Below are 15,797 nucleotides of genomic sequence, written 5' to 3'. Positions count from 1 at the left end.
GGCATTCGCCGTTCCACCACCGTCGAGTTCAGCACCGTCGAGTTCAGCACCGTCGATTTCAGGGAGAGCGCCGATGAGCACAGACCATGAGATGAGCACCGACCATGAACAGCCCCTCGCCGACGAACCGGTGATCCCGCCGATCACCTCCTCCGCGGTCGTCTTCGAAGGCGCGGTGTGGGACATCCGCAAGGAGACCTTCGACCTGCCCGAGGCCTCCGGGCTCGTCCGCGATCTCATGGCGCACACCGGCGCTGTCGGCATCGCCGTCGTCGACGACCACCAGCGGATCCTGCTGGCCCAGCAGTACCGGCACCCCGTCCGCGCCCGACTGTGGGAGGTTCCGGCCGGTCTGCTCGACATCCCCGGCGAGGACCCGCTCGACGCGGCGAAGAGGGAACTCATCGAGGAGGCCGACCTCACGGCCGCACACTGGGACGTGCTCAGCGACTCGTGCCTGACCCCGGGCGGCAGCTCCGAGACGATGCGCCTCTACCTGGCACGTGGGCTGTCCTACGTGCCCGAAGCCGACCGTCACGAACGCGGCGAGGAAGAGGCAGGGTTCCGCTTCGCCTGGGTCGGCATCGACGACGCACTCGAGGCCGTGGCCGACGGGCGGATCACCAACGCGATCGCTCAGCTGGCGATCTTCCAGGTCGACCGGGTGCTGCGCGCCGAAGCAGCGGGAGCACCGGTCAAGCTGCGTGCCGTCGATGCGCCGAGGCGACTCGTCGACGGTCGCCCCGACTTCGGCCGCGGTGCCACCGTCGAGACGACCGGTTCGGCCACGACGGAGACGACCGGTGCCGGTGACGGGGAGAGACCGTCAACACAGACCGGCGCGGGCGAGGACTGAGACCCTATGGCTCGGCACGGCGCCGAACTCCTGCCGGACGACCTCCCCGAGGACCTGCGGCGCGCATTCGAGTCCTATCTCGCCTCCCTGCGCTTCGAACGGGGACTGTCGATGAACTCGATCGACGCCTACGCTCGTGACCTCGCCCGGTACGGAACCTGGCTGACCGACGACGGGGTGGGCCGCCTCGGCGAAGTCGATCGACAGAAGGTGGAGAACTTCGCTCTTCACCTGCTCGATTCGGGACTGGCACCGCGGACTCGGGCACGCGCGCTGGTCGCGGTGCGCCGATTCCACACCTTCGCACTGGGGGAGAACCTCGCGCCGACGGATCCGGCCTCCGAGGTCAGTCCACCGCAGGAAGGACTGCGGCTGCCCAAGGCTCTGGCGCTCGACGAGATCGAAGCGATGATCGCCACCACCGACGGTGAGGAACCGGTCCAGATCCGGGCCGCGGCCCTTCTCGAACTCCTCTACGCCACGGGGGCGCGCATCTCCGAAGCCGTGGGCGTCGACCTCGACGATCTCGACCTCGACTCCGGGCTCGTCCGGCTCTACGGAAAAGGCGGGAAGGAGAGGATCGTGCCCTTCGGATCCCACGCCGCCCGAGCCCTGGGTGCCTGGGTGTCGCGGGTGCGGCCGTCGATGGCGGCGAAGGCGAGATCCTCGGCTCCCGCCGGGGCTCTGTTCCTCAACGCCCGCGGCACCCGACTCTCCCGGGTCTCGGCATGGCAGATCGTCAAGGACGCCGGTGAGGCGGCGGCCATCGGGGCCGAGGTGTCTCCGCATACGTTTCGGCACTCGTTCGCCACGCATCTGCTCGAAGGCGGAGCGGACATCCGCGTCGTCCAGGAGCTGCTCGGCCATGCCTCGGTGACGACGACGCAGATCTATACGAAAGTCTCCGAGGAGACACTGCGGGAAGTGTACGCGACCTCGCACCCTCGGGCGCGGTAGGGTTGGACGTAGAGCAACGAAAGGTGGCCATCCGAGAGATGAATACGCAAGAGGCGTTGGATATCCCCCAGCAGAGGTCGGCAGCAGGCGAGCCCCAGGACTTCCCGGAGCCGGCACCCCTGGCGTCGCACGGACCCGCCCGCATCATCGCGATGGTCAACCAGAAGGGCGGGGTCGGCAAGACCACCTCGTCGATCAACCTCGGTGCGGCCCTGGCCGCGTACGGCCGCAAGATGCTGCTCGTCGACTTCGACCCGCAGGGCGCCCTGTCCGTCGGACTGGGACTCAACCCCTATGAACTCGACATCAGCATCTACAACCTGCTGATGAACCCGCGACTGGACCCGCACGAAGTCATCGTGGGAACGGATTTCGACAACATCGACATCCTGCCGGCCAATATCGACCTCTCCGCCGCCGAAGTCCAGCTCGTCGGCGAGGTCGCCCGCGAGCAGGTGCTCGCCCGCGCTCTGTCGAAGGTCGCCGACGAATACGATGTCATCCTCATCGACTGCCAGCCCTCGCTGGGGCTGCTCACCGTCAACGCCCTGACCGCCGCCCACGGCGTCGTCATCCCGCTCGAGACCGAGTTCTTCGCCCTGCGCGGTGTCGCCCTGCTCGTCGAGACCATCGAGAAGGTCCAGGACCGACTCAACCCCTCACTCGAGGTCGACGGCATCCTCGCCACGATGTTCGACTCGCGGACCCTGCACTCGAAGGAAGTCATGTCGCGAGTCACCGAAGCCTTCGGCGACAAGGTCTTCGAGACCGTCATCAATCGCACCGTGAAGTTCCCCGACGCCTCCGTGGCCGCCGAACCGATCACGAGCTTCGCCCCGAAGCACGCCGGATCCGAAGCCTACCGTCGACTGGCCCGGGAGCTCATCGCCCGCGGAGGCGCACCCTGAGCGACTCCGCAGTCCACGAGGAGGGGGCGGCCCTCGTTCCGACCGAGGCCGACTCCGGCGAGGTGGTCGACGCAGGCGATGCGTCCGCAGGCGCAGACTCCGGCGATGACGCCGCGCAGGGATTCCAGGTGCGGTTGGAGAACTTCACCGGCCCTTTCGATCTGCTGCTCGGTCTGATCTCGAAACGCCGTCTCGACGTTACGGAGATCGCGCTGGCCGAGGTGACCGATGAGTTCATCGCCTACACCACCGAGCTCAAGGATCAGGCGAACCTCGCCGAGATCTCCCAGTTCCTCCTCGTCGCCGCGACCCTGCTCGACCTCAAGACGGCCCGGCTGCTGCCGCACGAAGAGGGTGAAGAGGTTCTCGACCTCGAGCTGCTCGAGGCCCGAGACCTCCTCTTCGCGCGACTGCTGCAGTACAAGGCGTACAAGTCCGTGTCCGGTTATCTGGCCGAGGCGATGGCCGCCGGTTCCATCCGCGCCCCACGCGATGTCGACCTCGAGCCCCAGTTCCAGGACGTGCTGCCGCCGCTGGAACTGAACATCGGGCCCGGTGAACTGGCCGGAATCTTCGCCACCGTGCTCCAACGCGATCACACCCCGCCCAGCGTCGCCGTCGACCATATCCACTTACCGCTCGTGAGCGTCTCCGAGCAGCGCGGGCATATCCTGTCCCTGCTGCGCGTCGGAGACGTCGACTTCCAGGACCTGCTCGAAACGGCCGAGAACACCCTGGTCGTCGTCGCGAGATTCCTCGCCCTGCTCGAACTGTTCAAGGTCGGCCTCTGCGACTTCGACCAGCCCGAACCCCTGGGGCGGCTGCTCATCCACCGGACCGAGATGAACGAAGACGGAGTCGACCTGCGCACCGAAGGCGACTGGAGCGGCGACGAAGCCGCAGATCGCGACCAGGATGCGAACGACGACCTGGCTGCGACCAACACTGGGGGGAGCGCAGAATGATCGATGACGAGATCCTCGCCGGCATCGAGGCCGTGCTCATGATCACCGATTCGGCCGTGACCGCCGACGACCTCGCAGGCTCCCTCGGCCTGGACGAAGACACCGTCCTCGAAGCCATCCGCATCCTCAAGGCCGACTACGACGGGGATGAGGACCACCGCCAGCGCGGGTTCGAGATCCGTCACGTCGCCGGCGGTTTCCGCATCTTCTCCCGCGGCGACTACCACGAAGTCGTCAAGGACTTCCTCACCGCCGGGCAGAGTGCGAAACTCTCCCAAGCCGCACTCGAGACGCTTGCGGTCATCGCCTACCGGCAGCCGATCTCCCGGCCCCGCATCGCCGCCATCCGCGGAGTCAGCGTCGACGGCGTCATCCGCACCCTGCTGCTGCGCGGACTCATCGTCGAAGCCGGCAAGGAGGCGACCACCTCGGCGCTGCTCTATGCCACCACGCCGCAGTTCCTCGACACGATGGGGATGAACGCGATCGACGATCTGCCGGACATCGCCCCTTACCTGCCCGAAGACGCCGACGTCGCCGAACTCGGCTCACAGGACACCGAAGTGCTCGCCGAGATCGACGGCGCCCTCGACGACGATCTCGACGACGATTCCGATTCGACCGCCGAGATGTCACGAGTCGCTGATTGATTTGAGAGAATGGATGTATGAGTCCCTACCGTGATCACCGCGCCCCCGGCGGGCGCCAGAACCGACCCAGCCGAAAACAGCGCGCAGCGACGGCCAATCAGGCCTCCAGCAGCGGCGGGTCGGGAGCCGGTCAGACATCGGACGCCCACGTCAGCGGGGGTGTGCGGCTGCAGAAAGTGCTCGCCGAGGCGGGCCTGGGATCACGTCGTGCCTGCGAGCAGCTCATCGTCGACGGCCGCGTCGAGGTCGATGGCAGCATCGTCACCGAGCTGGGCACCCGGATCGACCCGGAAACGCAGTCCGTGTACGTGGACACAGTGAGAATTTCGACACAGACCAAGAAGGTCTACCTCGTGCTCAACAAGCCCGCGGGAGTCGTGTCGACCATGAGCGACCCCGAGGGCCGGCCCTGCCTGGCCGACTATGTGCGCAACAACAACGAGCGCCTCTTCCATGTCGGCCGCCTCGACACGGAGACCGAAGGCATCATCCTGCTCACCAATGACGGGGAGCTGAGCAACCGGTTGGCCCACCCGCGCTACGAGATCCCGAAGACCTACCTCGCGAAGGTCAAGGGCCAGTTGGCGAAGGACGCCGGAGCCATCCTCAAGGCCGGAATCGACCTCGAGGACGGCTTCGTCAAGGTCGATGATTTCAAGCTCGTCGATTCGACTCCCGGCAAGTCCGTCGTCGAACTCACCCTCCACTCCGGCCGCAACCGCGTCGTGCGCCGCCTGCTCGCCGAGATCGGCCACCCGGTGGAGCGCCTCGTGCGGCTGAAGTTCGGACCGATCGTCCTCGACGAGCAGAAGCAGGGCAAGATCCGCCCGCTGCGCTCCGATGAGGTCGGCGCACTGTTCGAGGCCGTCGGTCTGTGAGAGTCCATATCATCGGCACCGGCCTGCTCGGTGCCAGCCTGGGGTTGGCGCTGAGCGCCGAAGGCCATCAGGTGACCCTCGAAGACACCTCGCCGACCGCGCAGCAGCTCGCCGCGGACCTCGGTGCCGGTCAGGTCGGTGCACCCGAACACCCGGACATCGTCGTCGTGGCCACCCCGCCCGACGTCGCCGCGCGCGTCATCGCCGCAGCACTCGAGGACTACCCGAACGCCACGGTCACCGATGTCGCCAGCGTCAAGACCCGCCTGCTCGAAGCGGTGCGAGAACTGGTCACGGGCACTCAGCTCGATCGCTACATCGGCTGCCATCCGATGGCCGGACGCGAGAAGTCCGGGGCGATCGCCGCCCAATCGGACCTGTTCACGGCCCGACCCTGGGTGATCTGCTCGGATGAGGACACCCCGGCCGACCGCCTCGGCGAGGTCATCGCCATGGCCGAGGACTCCGGCGCCTCCGTGCTCCACCTGGATCCGCGCATCCACGATGCCGCGGTCGCGAAGGTCTCGCACGTGCCGCAGATCATCTCCTCCCTCGTCGCCTCGCAGCTGCGGCATGCGCCCTTGGAGGAGATCTCGCTGGCCGGACAGGGACTGCGCGATGTCACGCGCATCGCCGCCTCGGACCCGGGGCTGTGGACGCAGATCCTGACCGGGAACGCCGAGGAGGTCCGTTCCGTACTGGTCGATCTGCGCACCGAGCTCGACGAGGTCATCGGCGCTCTCGAACTCGGCCCCGGGTCGACGGGGCTGCTCGCCAAGGCGATCGCTTTGGGCAATGAGGGACACGACCGGATTCCCGGCAAGCACGGGCAGCCGCCGACCACCTATGCTGTTGTCACGATCCTGGTTCCGGATACGCCCGGAATGCTGGCCCGGCTGTTCAAGGACATCGGCGACCTCGGCGTCAATGTCGAGGATTTCCGGATGGATCACGCCTCCGGTCGGAAACTGGGCATGGTCGACGTGTCCGTGGTCCCGGCCATCCAGCAGGAGCTGGAGATCGGATTGCTGTCGAAGGGATGGCAGATCCCCGAATCCGCCATCGAGAAAGAAGGAACTGCATGAGCGTCGTAGCCATTGACGGACCGTCCGGAGTGGGCAAGTCGAGCACCGCCAAGGAGGTGGCGCGTCGGCTGGGCTGCCAGTACCTGGACACCGGTGCGATGTACCGGGCGATGGCGTGGCTGTGCCTCAACCGCGGGGTCACCGACCCCGTCGACGTGCTCGAGCAGGTGCGCGGTGCGGATCTGGAGATCTCGCTCAGCCCCGACGAATTCTTCGTCTCCGTCGACGACATCGACGTCACCGAGGACATCCGCGGTGCGGACGTGTCCGCGAACGTGCAGACGGTCTCCGGCGTCATCGACGCCCGCGAGGAGCTCATCGACATGCAGCGGGCCTATATCGCCGCCGCACCCGAGGGCATCGTCGTCGAAGGCCGGGACATCACGACCGTGGTGGCCCCCGACGCCGATGTGCGCATCCTCATGACCGCCCGCGACGAGGTCCGTGTGGCCCGTCGGGCGAAGGAAGTGCACGGCAATGCCGACGCCGAGGCGATCGCCGCCACCCAAGACCTCGTCACGGGCCGTGACGCCAAGGACTCCGCCACGACGAGCTTCCTCGAGGCCGCCGACGGAGTGTACACACTCGATACCAGCGACATCGACTTCGACCAGGTGGTCGAGACGGTGCTGCAGCTGGTGAAGGACTCACAATGAGCGAATCCGAATTCCATGAGACACCCGACGACGACCTCGTCGACCGTGTCGAGAGCATCAGCGACGAGGAGGCCGAGCAGCGGGCGACCGCGCTCGAGGCCGGACTCGAAAGCTATGAGCTCGAAGACGAGGACCGTGCGCTGCTGCGCGCCTACGGCTTCGACGAGGACGAAGACGAGGCCCTCGGCGCCGCACCGGTGCTGGCCGTCGTCGGTCGCCCCAACGTCGGCAAGTCGACGCTGGTCAACCGCATCCTCGGCCGCCGCGAAGCCGTCGTCGAGGACGTTCCGGGCGTCACCCGTGACCGGGTGAGCTACCGGGCGGAATGGAACACGAAGGAGTTCACCCTCGTCGACACCGGCGGGTGGGATCAGGACTCGAAGGGCATGGCCTCGCGGATTGCGATCCAGTCCGAGATCGCCGTAGACATGGCCGATGCGGTCCTCCTCGTCGTCGATGCCACGACCGGTCCGACCTCGACCGATGAGATGGTCGTGAAGATGCTGCGCCGGAAGAAGAAGCCGGTCCTGCTGGCCGCGAACAAGGTCGACGACGAACGCGGCGAACTCATGGCCGCAGAACTCTGGGGCTTGGGCCTCGGCCAGCCGTGGACCGTCTCGGCTCTGCACGGTCGGGGAGTCGCCGACCTGCTCGACGAAGTGCTGACGATCCTGCCCGAGGTCTCGGCCGTCGACACCCGTGTCGAAGAGGGCGGACCGCGTCGGGTGGCCCTCGTCGGTCGTCCGAATGTCGGCAAATCCTCCCTGCTCAACCAGCTCATCGGTACCGACCGGGTGCTCGTGGACAACGTCGCCGGCACCACGCGTGACCCCGTCGACGAGCTCATCGAGCTCGGTGGGAAGCAGTGGCGCTTCGTCGACACCGCCGGCATCCGTCGTCGAGCCCATCAGGCCAGCGGCGCCGACTTCTATGCCGCGCTGCGGACACAGACCGCGCTCGAACGCGCCGAGGTGGCCCTCGTCCTCCTCGAAGTGCAGGAGCCGCTGAGTGAGCAGGACGTCCGCATCGTCACGACCGCCGTCGAGGCGGGACGCGCCGTGGTGCTGGCGTTCAACAAGTGGGATCTGCTCGATGACGAACGTCGCTTCTACCTCGAACGGGAGATCGAACGGGACCTCGGCCATGTGGCGTGGGCACCGCGCGTGAACATCTCGGCGAAGACCGGACGTCACGCGGAGAAGCTCGTGCCGGCGATGGAGACCGCTCTCGACGGCTGGGACACTCGCATTCCGACGGGACGGCTCAATGCGTTCCTCGGTGAGCTCGTCGCAGCCAACCCGCACCCGGTGCGCGGTGGTAAGCAGCCGCGCATCCTCTTCGGCACTCAGGCGCAGTCGCGTCCGCCGAAGTTCGTGCTCTTCACCACCGGTTTCCTCGATCCCGGTTATCGTCGGTTCATCATCCGTCGTCTGCGCGAGACCTTCGGCTTCAAGGGCACCCCCATCGAGGTGTCGATGCGCATCCGTGAGAAGCGTCGGGGACGCTGAATGAACGAGGACGAGCAGACGACGGCATCGGGCGCCGCTGACAGTGCGGCCGGATCGCCCGGCGATGCCGCAGGCCCGGTCGAGTCTGCGCCGTCCTCACGACCGGTGACCGGATCGAATTCCGAGCCCGCGGGCCCGGTGGCGGGGACGGCCGCCTCGGTGGGGAACGCTCCCGGTTCGGCCGCCTCGGTGACGGTGGGATCTTCCTCCTCCGAAACCGAATCGAGCGCGGCACTCACCACAGCGCCCGGAGTCGCACCCGGCTCCGAGCCTGGCTCCGAACCCGGCATGGCAGGCGAGGCACGACCCTGGCATGCGCGGCCGCCGGCGCGAGCGCTGATGATCGCGGTGACGCTGGCGGGGCTGGCCTATGCGCTGATGTTCGTCCGCGGACTCCAGGACATCGTGGCTCCGGTCTTCCTCGCCCTGAACTTCTATATCGTCGTCTACCCGGTGCAGCGGCTGCTCACCAGGATCAAAGTGCCGCGGGCGATCGGGGCGTGCATCTCGGTCGTGCTCGTGCTGTGCATGATCTTCGCGTTCTTCGGCCTCACCGCGTGGTCGGTCGCCGAACTCGTCATCCTCATCCCCAGCTACAGCTACGAACTCGCCGCCACGTACCAGAATGCGCTGGCGCTGCTGTCGGACATCGGAGTGACATCCTCGGTGATCCAGCAGCAGCTCTCAGGTTTCGACGTCCGCTCCGTTCTCGACGCCATCTACCCGCTGCTGACGAATCTGTCGTCGGTTGCGGGCCTGCTGACCACGGTTATCATGGCCGTGTTCTTCGTGGCGATGGATTCGATGGGCATCGACAAGCGGATGGCGATGCTGCTCGACGTCAAGCCGTCGCTGTCGGCGTCGATCGGCGACTTCGCCAGCGGTGTCCGCCGATACTGGGTGGTGGCGACGGTCTTCGGCCTCATCGTCGCATTCCTCGACGTCATCGCCCTGGCGATCATCGACGTCCCGCTCATCTGGGTGTGGGGCGTGCTCGCATTTCTGACGAACTACATTCCGAACATCGGTTTCGTCATCGGTCTCGTCCCGCCCGCTCTGCTGGCGCTGGTCGACAGCGGTTGGCAGTCGGCGCTGTGGGTGGTCATCGCCTACAGTGTGCTCAACTTCGTCATCCAGGCGATCATCCAACCGAAGTTCACCGGCGAGTCGGTGGGTGTGACCCCGCTGATCTCGTTCCTGTCCCTGCTGTTCTGGGTGTGGATCCTCGGCTGGCTCGGCGCCCTGCTGGCGCTGCCGGCGACCCTGCTGATCAAGGCTCTGCTGGTCGACGCGGACCCGAAGGCCAGATGGGTCAATATCCTTCTCGCCTCCGATCCGGACACCGGACGCGCCGAACTGGTCAAGGGCCGGAGGAAGCATCAGGCTGCGCACTGACGAGCCAGCGGGGGCGACAAAAGCGTTCGGCAGATGCGGTCTGAGACTGCCCGCGGTCCGGCGAATCCCACATTCTCGCTTTTCCCGTCCCTAGTCGCCTCGACCCCTCGCACTGTGGCGGCAGAGTGGTTAGCATGAAGTATGGCGACACTACTGAATATCCATCCGGAGAACCCGCAGGACCGACTGATCGAGAAGGCCGCTGAGTCACTCAGGAACGGTGGCCTGATCGCCTATCCCACGGATTCCTGTTATGCCCTCGGCTGTGCCTTGGACAACAAGGACGGCATCGAGCGGATCACTCGCATCCGACAACTCGGTTCGAAGCACCATTTCACACTCATGTGCCACGACTTCGCCCAGCTGGGTCAGTTCGTCATCGTCGACAATTCCGACTTCCGTGCCATCAAGTCGATGACGCCGGGACCGTACACGTTCATCATGAAGGCGACGAAGGAAGTTCCGCGCCGGATGATGCACCCGAAGAAGCATTCGGTGGGAGCTCGGATCCCGCAGAATGTCACGGCACTCGCACTCGTCGAGGCGATGGGGGAGCCGATCCTGTCCTCGACGTTGCTGCTGCCCGACGATGAGGATCCGCTGACCCACGCCGAGGATGTCATGGACCAGCTCGGCAATGACCTCGACATCGTCATCGAGTCCGGAGCCCCCGGAGTCGTGCCGACTTCGGTCATCGACTTCACAGGCAAGTACCCCGAGGTGGCTCGCGTCGGAGCCGGAGACGTCTCGCGGTTCCTCGACGAGTGAGCCGCCAAGGTCGGTCGCACTGAGCTGGCCGGAGTGCCGATTCACGGCTGATCACACGCCGGATCGACGGACCGGAACGATCCGGCAGACGAACTCAGCGAAATCTCGCCGAGGTGGCCGAGCCGCCTCGGCGAGATCTCATCCGCACCGGTGTCCTTCTCAACGGGTGGGACCCGTGCGCCGTCAGAGTCCGAGGTAGGCCGCCTGCACGTCAGGATTGTCGAGCAGCCGGGAGGCATCATCGGCGAGGACGATCCGCCCCTCAGCGAGAACGTATCCCCTGTGGGCGATTGCCAACGATGCCTTCGCGTTCTGCTCACTGAGCAGAACTCCGATGCCGTTGCGATTGATCTGGGCGACCGACTCGAGGACCTGCTCGACGACGATGGGAGCCAGGCCCATCGACGGCTCATCCAGGATCAGCAGGCTCGGATCCGACATCAGTGCCCGACCGATCGCGACCATCTGCTGCTGTCCGCCGGACAGTGAGCCTGCCGGCTGTTTGGCTTTCTCCTTGAGGATCGGAAACATATCGAGCACGTCAGCGTAGATCTCTTCGGTACGAGAACCGTTCCGGTGAGGATATGACCCCAGACGCAGATTCTTCTCCACCGACATCTTCCCGAACAGGTGACGGCCCTCGGGGCAGTGCGCGATACCGGCCTTGACGATGGCATTCGCGCGAGCTCGATGCAGCGGCTGCCCCTCATAGGCGATCGAGCCGGTACGGACCCGCATCAGTCCGCTGATGGTCTTGAAGAGAGTCGTCTTGCCTGATCCGTTCGCTCCGAGGACCACGGTGAGCTCTCCGGGCTGCGCAGTGATGCTCACGCCGTGGAGCACATCGGCGGCATCGTATCCGGTGCTGACATTGTCGAGCGTGAGCATCAGTTCTCCTCCTGTGCTGTCGAACCGAGATAGGCGCGGATGACATCCGGATTCGACTGGATCTCCGCCGGTGCACCGAGCGCCAGCTTCTGGCCGTGATCGAGAACGAGGATCGTGTCCGCGAGGTCCATGATCATCGTCATCTTGTGTTCGACGAGCAGGACGGAGACCCCTCGCTGCGGCAGGGAGCGGATGAGGTTGCCGAAGTCGACGGTCTCCTCTTCGGGGATGCCGCCGGCCGGTTCGTCGAGCAGCAGCAGCTCAGGCTCCGTGGCCAGGGCCATGGCCACTGCAGTGCGCTTCTGCACCTCCTGCGGAACATTGGACGCCAGATCGTGCCGATACTCCGCGACCCCGCAGAACTCGAGAGCTTCCATCGCCTTGTCCTCGTTGATGCGCGATTCACGACGGTGGCGAGGAGTGTGGAAGACAGCGTCGAAGACATTGGACTTCGAACGGACGATCCGACCGGCCAGGACGTTCTCCAACAGGGTGCTGTCATCGAACAGATTCGTCGTCTGGAATGTGCGCGCGATACCGCCGGCGACCGTACGGTGCGGGGACGAATGAGTGATGTCCTCACCCTTGAAAGTGATGGTCCCCGCGGTGGGCCGATAGAAGCCGTGGACGAGGTTGAACAGCGTTGACTTGCCTGCTCCGTTGGGACCGATGACAGCGGTGATCTGGCCTTCCTCGACGTCCAGGTCGACGTCCTTGACCGCATCGAGTCCGCCGAAGCGCTTACCGAGGTCTCGTATTTCAAGCATTGTCATTTCGTCTCCTCGGAAGAGGGGGAGCCTCCGGTCCGGCCGACACCCGAGTCGACCCCGTCGGCGACGGTCCGTGCGCGGTGGTCGCCTGTTCCGCCGGGGGCCGAACCACCTGTCGAATCGGGACCGTCGTCGGCGCCGCGGGCAACTTCGGCCCTGCGTCGTCGATTTCGTCTGTCGACGAACCCGCCGAGGTAACCGACGATTCCCCGCGGTGCGAAGATCACGAGGGCGACGATGATGGGGCCCAGAACGATGAATCGATACGCCTGGAAGTCCTGGAACAGTTCGAACAGGAATGTCACGATCATGCTCCCGAGCAGGGGACCTGCGACAGTGCCCATTCCTCCGACGAGGATGAACATGAGGAATTCGAAGGTCTTGTCGATCGTCGCCGAATCGGGTCCGATGAAGCCGACCACGGATGCGTAGAGACCTCCGCCCATCCCTCCGAAGACAGCGGATGCCGCGAAGGCGAGCTGTTTGCTGAAGCCGACACGCACACCGATCGCATCCGCGAGATCTTCACTCGTTCTGATGGTCAGCAGCGTGCGGCCCACGCTCGAGCGCCGAACCGCGTACGTCGTGTAGACACAGACGAGCAGAACGGCGAAGACGAGGTAGAACATCGCAGTGGGCGATTCGAAGTCGATGAGTCCTCCGCCTTCGGGGAACTTCACATTGTTGACTCCGGAATGTGCATGAGTGACGGACTCCCAGCGGCTGATGACGAGGAAGATGATGAAGCCGATGGCCATGGTGAAGATGGCGAAGTATTCGTCCTTGGTCCGCAGCGCAATCAGCCCGCAGAGGTAGCCGATGACAGCGGTGCCGATCACGGACACGCAGAAGGCAGCCCAGAAGGACCAATCGTAGTCGGTGGTGAGCAGCCCCACCCCGTAGGCGCCGATGCCGAAGAATCCGCCTTGAGCCAGATTCAGCTGACCGGTGAAGCCGAGGATGATGTTGAGACCATAGACGGCGATCGCCGCACACATGCCTACGGTGATCACCCGCATCGTGTAGTTCTCCTGCCCGAACGCCAAGGGTGTGAGGCCGAGCAGGATGATGACGGCGATGGTGCCGATGATTCGAGGGTTCTTCACTGAGTTCATCGCTGCACCGCCTTCGTGAACAGTCCGTTGGGCTTGATGGCCAGCACGGCCACGAGAACGACGAATGCCACGGCCTCGCCGACCGCGGAGGAGATGTAGGTCGCTGTCATCGTTTCGGCGATCGCGAGTGCGAATCCGCCGACGATGGCCCCCGGAAGAGATCCGAGTCCGCCGAGGATGATGATGGCGAACACCTTGAGGTTGAGGGCGTCTCCCATCGTCGGTGACAGGAGGTTGATCGGTGCGACGAGTCCCGCCGCGATGGTTGCGAGCACGGCGGACAGGCCCAGCGTCAGCATCGCGACCATCGACGGGTTGATGCCGACGAGCGATGCACCGACGCGATCCTGTTCGATCGCTTCGATCGTCTGACCGTGGATGGATCGTTTGATGAACCACGCCAGCAGCGCCAGCACGATCACAGCGGTGACGATGATGACGATGCGCTGGGCAGAGATCTCGGCGCCGAGTATTCGCAGTTCGCCGGTGATCGGAGTGTCCATGCGGCGGAAGTCGGCGCCCCAGATCGCTTGAGCCAGTGCCTGGAAGAAGAACATCGCACCGACTGCCGCAATCATGTGGTGAGTGTGCGGGGAGTTGCGCAGGGGGTGGAATACGAGACGTTCGAGCCCGACGCCGACGATGAAGAGCATGAGCGCCGCGATGCCGATCGCCGCGATATAGGGGACACCGACGGTTGTGAGGAAGAAGTAGGTGATGTAGGCGCCGAGCATATACAGCGCACCGTGAGCCAGGTTGGGAATGCGCAGCACTCCGAATACCAAGGTCAGACCGATCGCGGCCAGGCAGTAGACGCCGCCGAGCGCAAGGCCGTTGAAGAGCTGTTGGATGAAGAGGGTCATGATGATTCGGGTCCTCTGCAGGCATGAGTGCGGCCCGGGTGAGGCGCACGGACGCGCCTCACCCCTGAGAGATGCCGCTGGCGGAGATTACTTGTCGTCGGATGCCTGTTCGATCGGCACCTTCGTGTATTCGCCGTCCTCATCGAGGAAAGTTGCCTCCAGGTCGGGGTTGAGGAGGTGACCCTGCTCCGTGATCTCATCGGGGAAGCCATTGACTCTGTATTTGTCATCGACATCCGGCAGTGCTTCTCCGATGGCTTCCCTGATCTTCTCGGGGTCGTCCGTCGTGCCTGCAACCTCCATCGCCTTGGCGATGATCGCTATTCCTTGGTAGTTCAGTGCCGTTTCGCTGGTCGGGACCTTCTTCTCTCCGGCCTTCTCGGCGAACTTCTTCAGGAAGTCTTCGGTGCCCGGATCCTGATATTCGGAGACGGGCAGAACTCCGACCGAGTTCTTGAGATTGTCGAGCTCCGTCACCGTCGCCATCTCATCCAGTTTCGCCTGGTCCATGACGAGGAAGCTGCCTTCGAAGCCCTGCTTGCGAGCTTCTTCCATGATCAGAGCGGTCGGCTGGGATGGTCCGCCGACGAAGATCGCGTCGGGCTTCTCGGCCAGGGCTTTCGAGACGGGCCCCGCGAAATCGGACACGGTGGCATAGTCGATGCTGTTGTCTCCGCCGACCTTTCCGCCGGCGTCGCTCCACGCGCCTGTGATCGACTTGGTCCACTGCTGCCCGTATTCACTCTGAGTTCCGAGCAGAGCGAGCTTCTTGCCTCCGTGTTCCATGGCGGTTTCGGAGAACTCCGTCGCGTAGGATTCGAAATTCGGGGGAATCATCATCGTCAGAGGATTGTCCGCCTGCACGATCGCGGGATCCGAGGTGTACGCGGAGATGAGGAAGTTCGATCTGCCGCTGTTGATCTGCTGAATCGCCTTGATCGCTCCGGCATTCGGGGAGACGACCACCGGGGCCTTGTCCTGGTCGGCCAGTCGTTGAGCATTGCTGGCGGCAGTCGACGGTGCGTATTTGTCGTCGAGGGACTTGAGCTCCAGAGTCACGGGCTCGCCATCGACCTCGACACCGTCCGCATTGAGATCGGCGATGGCCATTTCGAGGCCGATCTTCACGTTCTCACCGTACGCGGCGCCTCCACCGCTGAGCGGTCCGGTGTAGCCGATGACGACTGAGTCGCCCTCACCCGAGCCGCCACCGCCTCCGCACGCTGTGGCGGTCAAGGCGATGGCACCCATGATTGCGGCTGCCGAAAGTCTGCGGCGGCAACTTCGCGAGACAGAGTTCATCTTTTCTCCTTTGAAAAGCTCTTGGAACACGTTTGCTCCACACGTTGCCCGAGCGGTCGTCAGTGACGGTACTCGGAGTCGTCGTCAATCCGTAATGGACTTCGACTGATGTGAACACTTCCAAATCACTCTGGTGAAGTCAATGGTTTTGAGATAGATTTTTGAACGTTCGATAATCTTCGGGTGCGGGCCTGGCCTGGAGGGCATAAGGCGAGGTCGGGCGACATGTGCGC

16 protein-coding genes are annotated in these 15,797 nt (G+C 64.8%); 11 read left to right on the top strand and 5 right to left on the bottom strand.

Going from position 1 to position 15,797, the window contains the following annotated elements; genetic code table 11:
* The first annotated feature begins 73 nt into the window (after positions 1-73).
* The 11 genes from HF684_RS11125 to HF684_RS11075 all read left to right on the top strand — a co-directional run bounded on the left by HF684_RS11125 (position 74) and on the right by HF684_RS11075 (position 10,626).
* Positions 74-856 carry an NUDIX hydrolase gene (locus HF684_RS11125; RefSeq protein WP_248278892.1) on the top strand — a complete coding sequence of 261 codons (783 nt, stop codon included), beginning with the start codon at positions 74-76 and terminating at the stop codon, positions 854-856.
* 6 nt (positions 857-862) lie between these two features.
* The gene (gene xerD / locus HF684_RS11120) at positions 863-1,813 is read left to right on the top strand and encodes a site-specific tyrosine recombinase XerD (RefSeq protein WP_169252519.1); all 951 of its coding nucleotides are present in this window, start codon (positions 863-865) and stop codon (positions 1,811-1,813) included.
* A 38-nt stretch (positions 1,814-1,851) separates the two neighbouring features.
* Complete coding sequence (locus tag HF684_RS11115; RefSeq protein ID WP_169252518.1) at positions 1,852-2,721, top strand: AAA family ATPase; 870 nt, start codon at positions 1,852-1,854, stop codon at positions 2,719-2,721.
* Positions 2,722-2,783: 62 nt separating this feature from the next.
* Positions 2,784-3,686 carry a ScpA family protein gene (locus tag HF684_RS11110; RefSeq protein ID WP_169252517.1) on the top strand — a complete coding sequence of 301 codons (903 nt, stop codon included), beginning with the start codon at positions 2,784-2,786 and terminating at the stop codon, positions 3,684-3,686.
* Entirely contained in the window at positions 3,683-4,336 is a 654-nt protein-coding gene (scpB, locus tag HF684_RS11105; protein ID WP_101546246.1) for an SMC-Scp complex subunit ScpB, read from the top strand. The genes HF684_RS11110 and scpB overlap by 4 nt, the downstream gene beginning before the upstream one ends.
* A gap of 17 nt (positions 4,337-4,353) precedes the next feature.
* The gene (locus tag HF684_RS11100) at positions 4,354-5,214 is read left to right on the top strand and encodes a pseudouridine synthase (protein ID WP_169252516.1); all 861 of its coding nucleotides are present in this window, start codon (positions 4,354-4,356) and stop codon (positions 5,212-5,214) included.
* Positions 5,211-6,299: a prephenate dehydrogenase gene (locus HF684_RS11095; RefSeq protein ID WP_169252515.1), complete on the top strand. Its 1,089-nt coding sequence runs from the start codon at positions 5,211-5,213 to the stop codon at positions 6,297-6,299. The genes HF684_RS11100 and HF684_RS11095 overlap by 4 nt, the downstream gene beginning before the upstream one ends.
* Positions 6,296-6,955 (top strand): (d)CMP kinase, encoded by a 660-nt coding sequence (gene cmk / locus HF684_RS11090; RefSeq protein ID WP_169252514.1) that lies wholly within the window; start codon positions 6,296-6,298, stop codon positions 6,953-6,955. The genes HF684_RS11095 and cmk overlap by 4 nt, the downstream gene beginning before the upstream one ends.
* A complete protein-coding gene (gene der / locus HF684_RS11085; RefSeq protein WP_169252513.1) occupies positions 6,952-8,463 on the top strand; it encodes a ribosome biogenesis GTPase Der in 1,512 nt (503 codons plus the stop codon). Before cmk ends, der begins: the two co-directional genes overlap by 4 nt.
* Entirely contained in the window at positions 8,464-9,858 is a 1,395-nt protein-coding gene (locus HF684_RS11080) for an AI-2E family transporter (RefSeq protein ID WP_248278891.1), read from the top strand.
* A 141-nt stretch (positions 9,859-9,999) separates the two neighbouring features.
* A complete protein-coding gene (locus tag HF684_RS11075; RefSeq protein ID WP_169252512.1) occupies positions 10,000-10,626 on the top strand; it encodes an L-threonylcarbamoyladenylate synthase in 627 nt (208 codons plus the stop codon).
* A gap of 183 nt (positions 10,627-10,809) precedes the next feature.
* On the opposite strand, the gene HF684_RS11070 is transcribed toward HF684_RS11075, so the two are convergent.
* The 5 genes from HF684_RS11070 to HF684_RS11050 form a co-directional block, all read right to left on the bottom strand.
* Positions 10,810-11,514, bottom strand: coding sequence for an ABC transporter ATP-binding protein (locus HF684_RS11070; RefSeq protein WP_169252511.1), 705 nt, complete (start codon positions 11,512-11,514; stop codon positions 10,810-10,812).
* Positions 11,514-12,281: an ABC transporter ATP-binding protein gene (locus tag HF684_RS11065; RefSeq protein ID WP_248278890.1), complete on the bottom strand. Its 768-nt coding sequence runs from the start codon at positions 12,279-12,281 to the stop codon at positions 11,514-11,516. The genes HF684_RS11070 and HF684_RS11065 overlap by 1 nt, the downstream gene beginning before the upstream one ends.
* 2 nt (positions 12,282-12,283) lie before the next feature.
* Positions 12,284-13,399 (bottom strand): branched-chain amino acid ABC transporter permease, encoded by a 1,116-nt coding sequence (locus HF684_RS11060; RefSeq protein ID WP_169252509.1) that lies wholly within the window; start codon positions 13,397-13,399, stop codon positions 12,284-12,286.
* Positions 13,396-14,262, bottom strand: coding sequence for a branched-chain amino acid ABC transporter permease (locus HF684_RS11055; protein WP_169252508.1), 867 nt, complete (start codon positions 14,260-14,262; stop codon positions 13,396-13,398). Before HF684_RS11055 ends, HF684_RS11060 begins: the two co-directional genes overlap by 4 nt.
* 87 nt (positions 14,263-14,349) lie before the next feature.
* Positions 14,350-15,564, bottom strand: a complete 1,215-nt coding sequence (locus HF684_RS11050; RefSeq protein WP_169252507.1) for an ABC transporter substrate-binding protein — start codon at positions 15,562-15,564, stop codon at positions 14,350-14,352.
* Positions 15,565-15,797 lie beyond the last annotated feature (233 nt).

Source organism: Brevibacterium sp. 'Marine' (genome assembly GCF_012844365.1).
GTDB lineage: Bacteria > Actinomycetota > Actinomycetes > Actinomycetales > Brevibacteriaceae > Brevibacterium.
The sequence above is the reverse complement of the archived record's forward strand: the minus strand, read 5'-3'. Positions and strand labels throughout refer to the sequence as shown.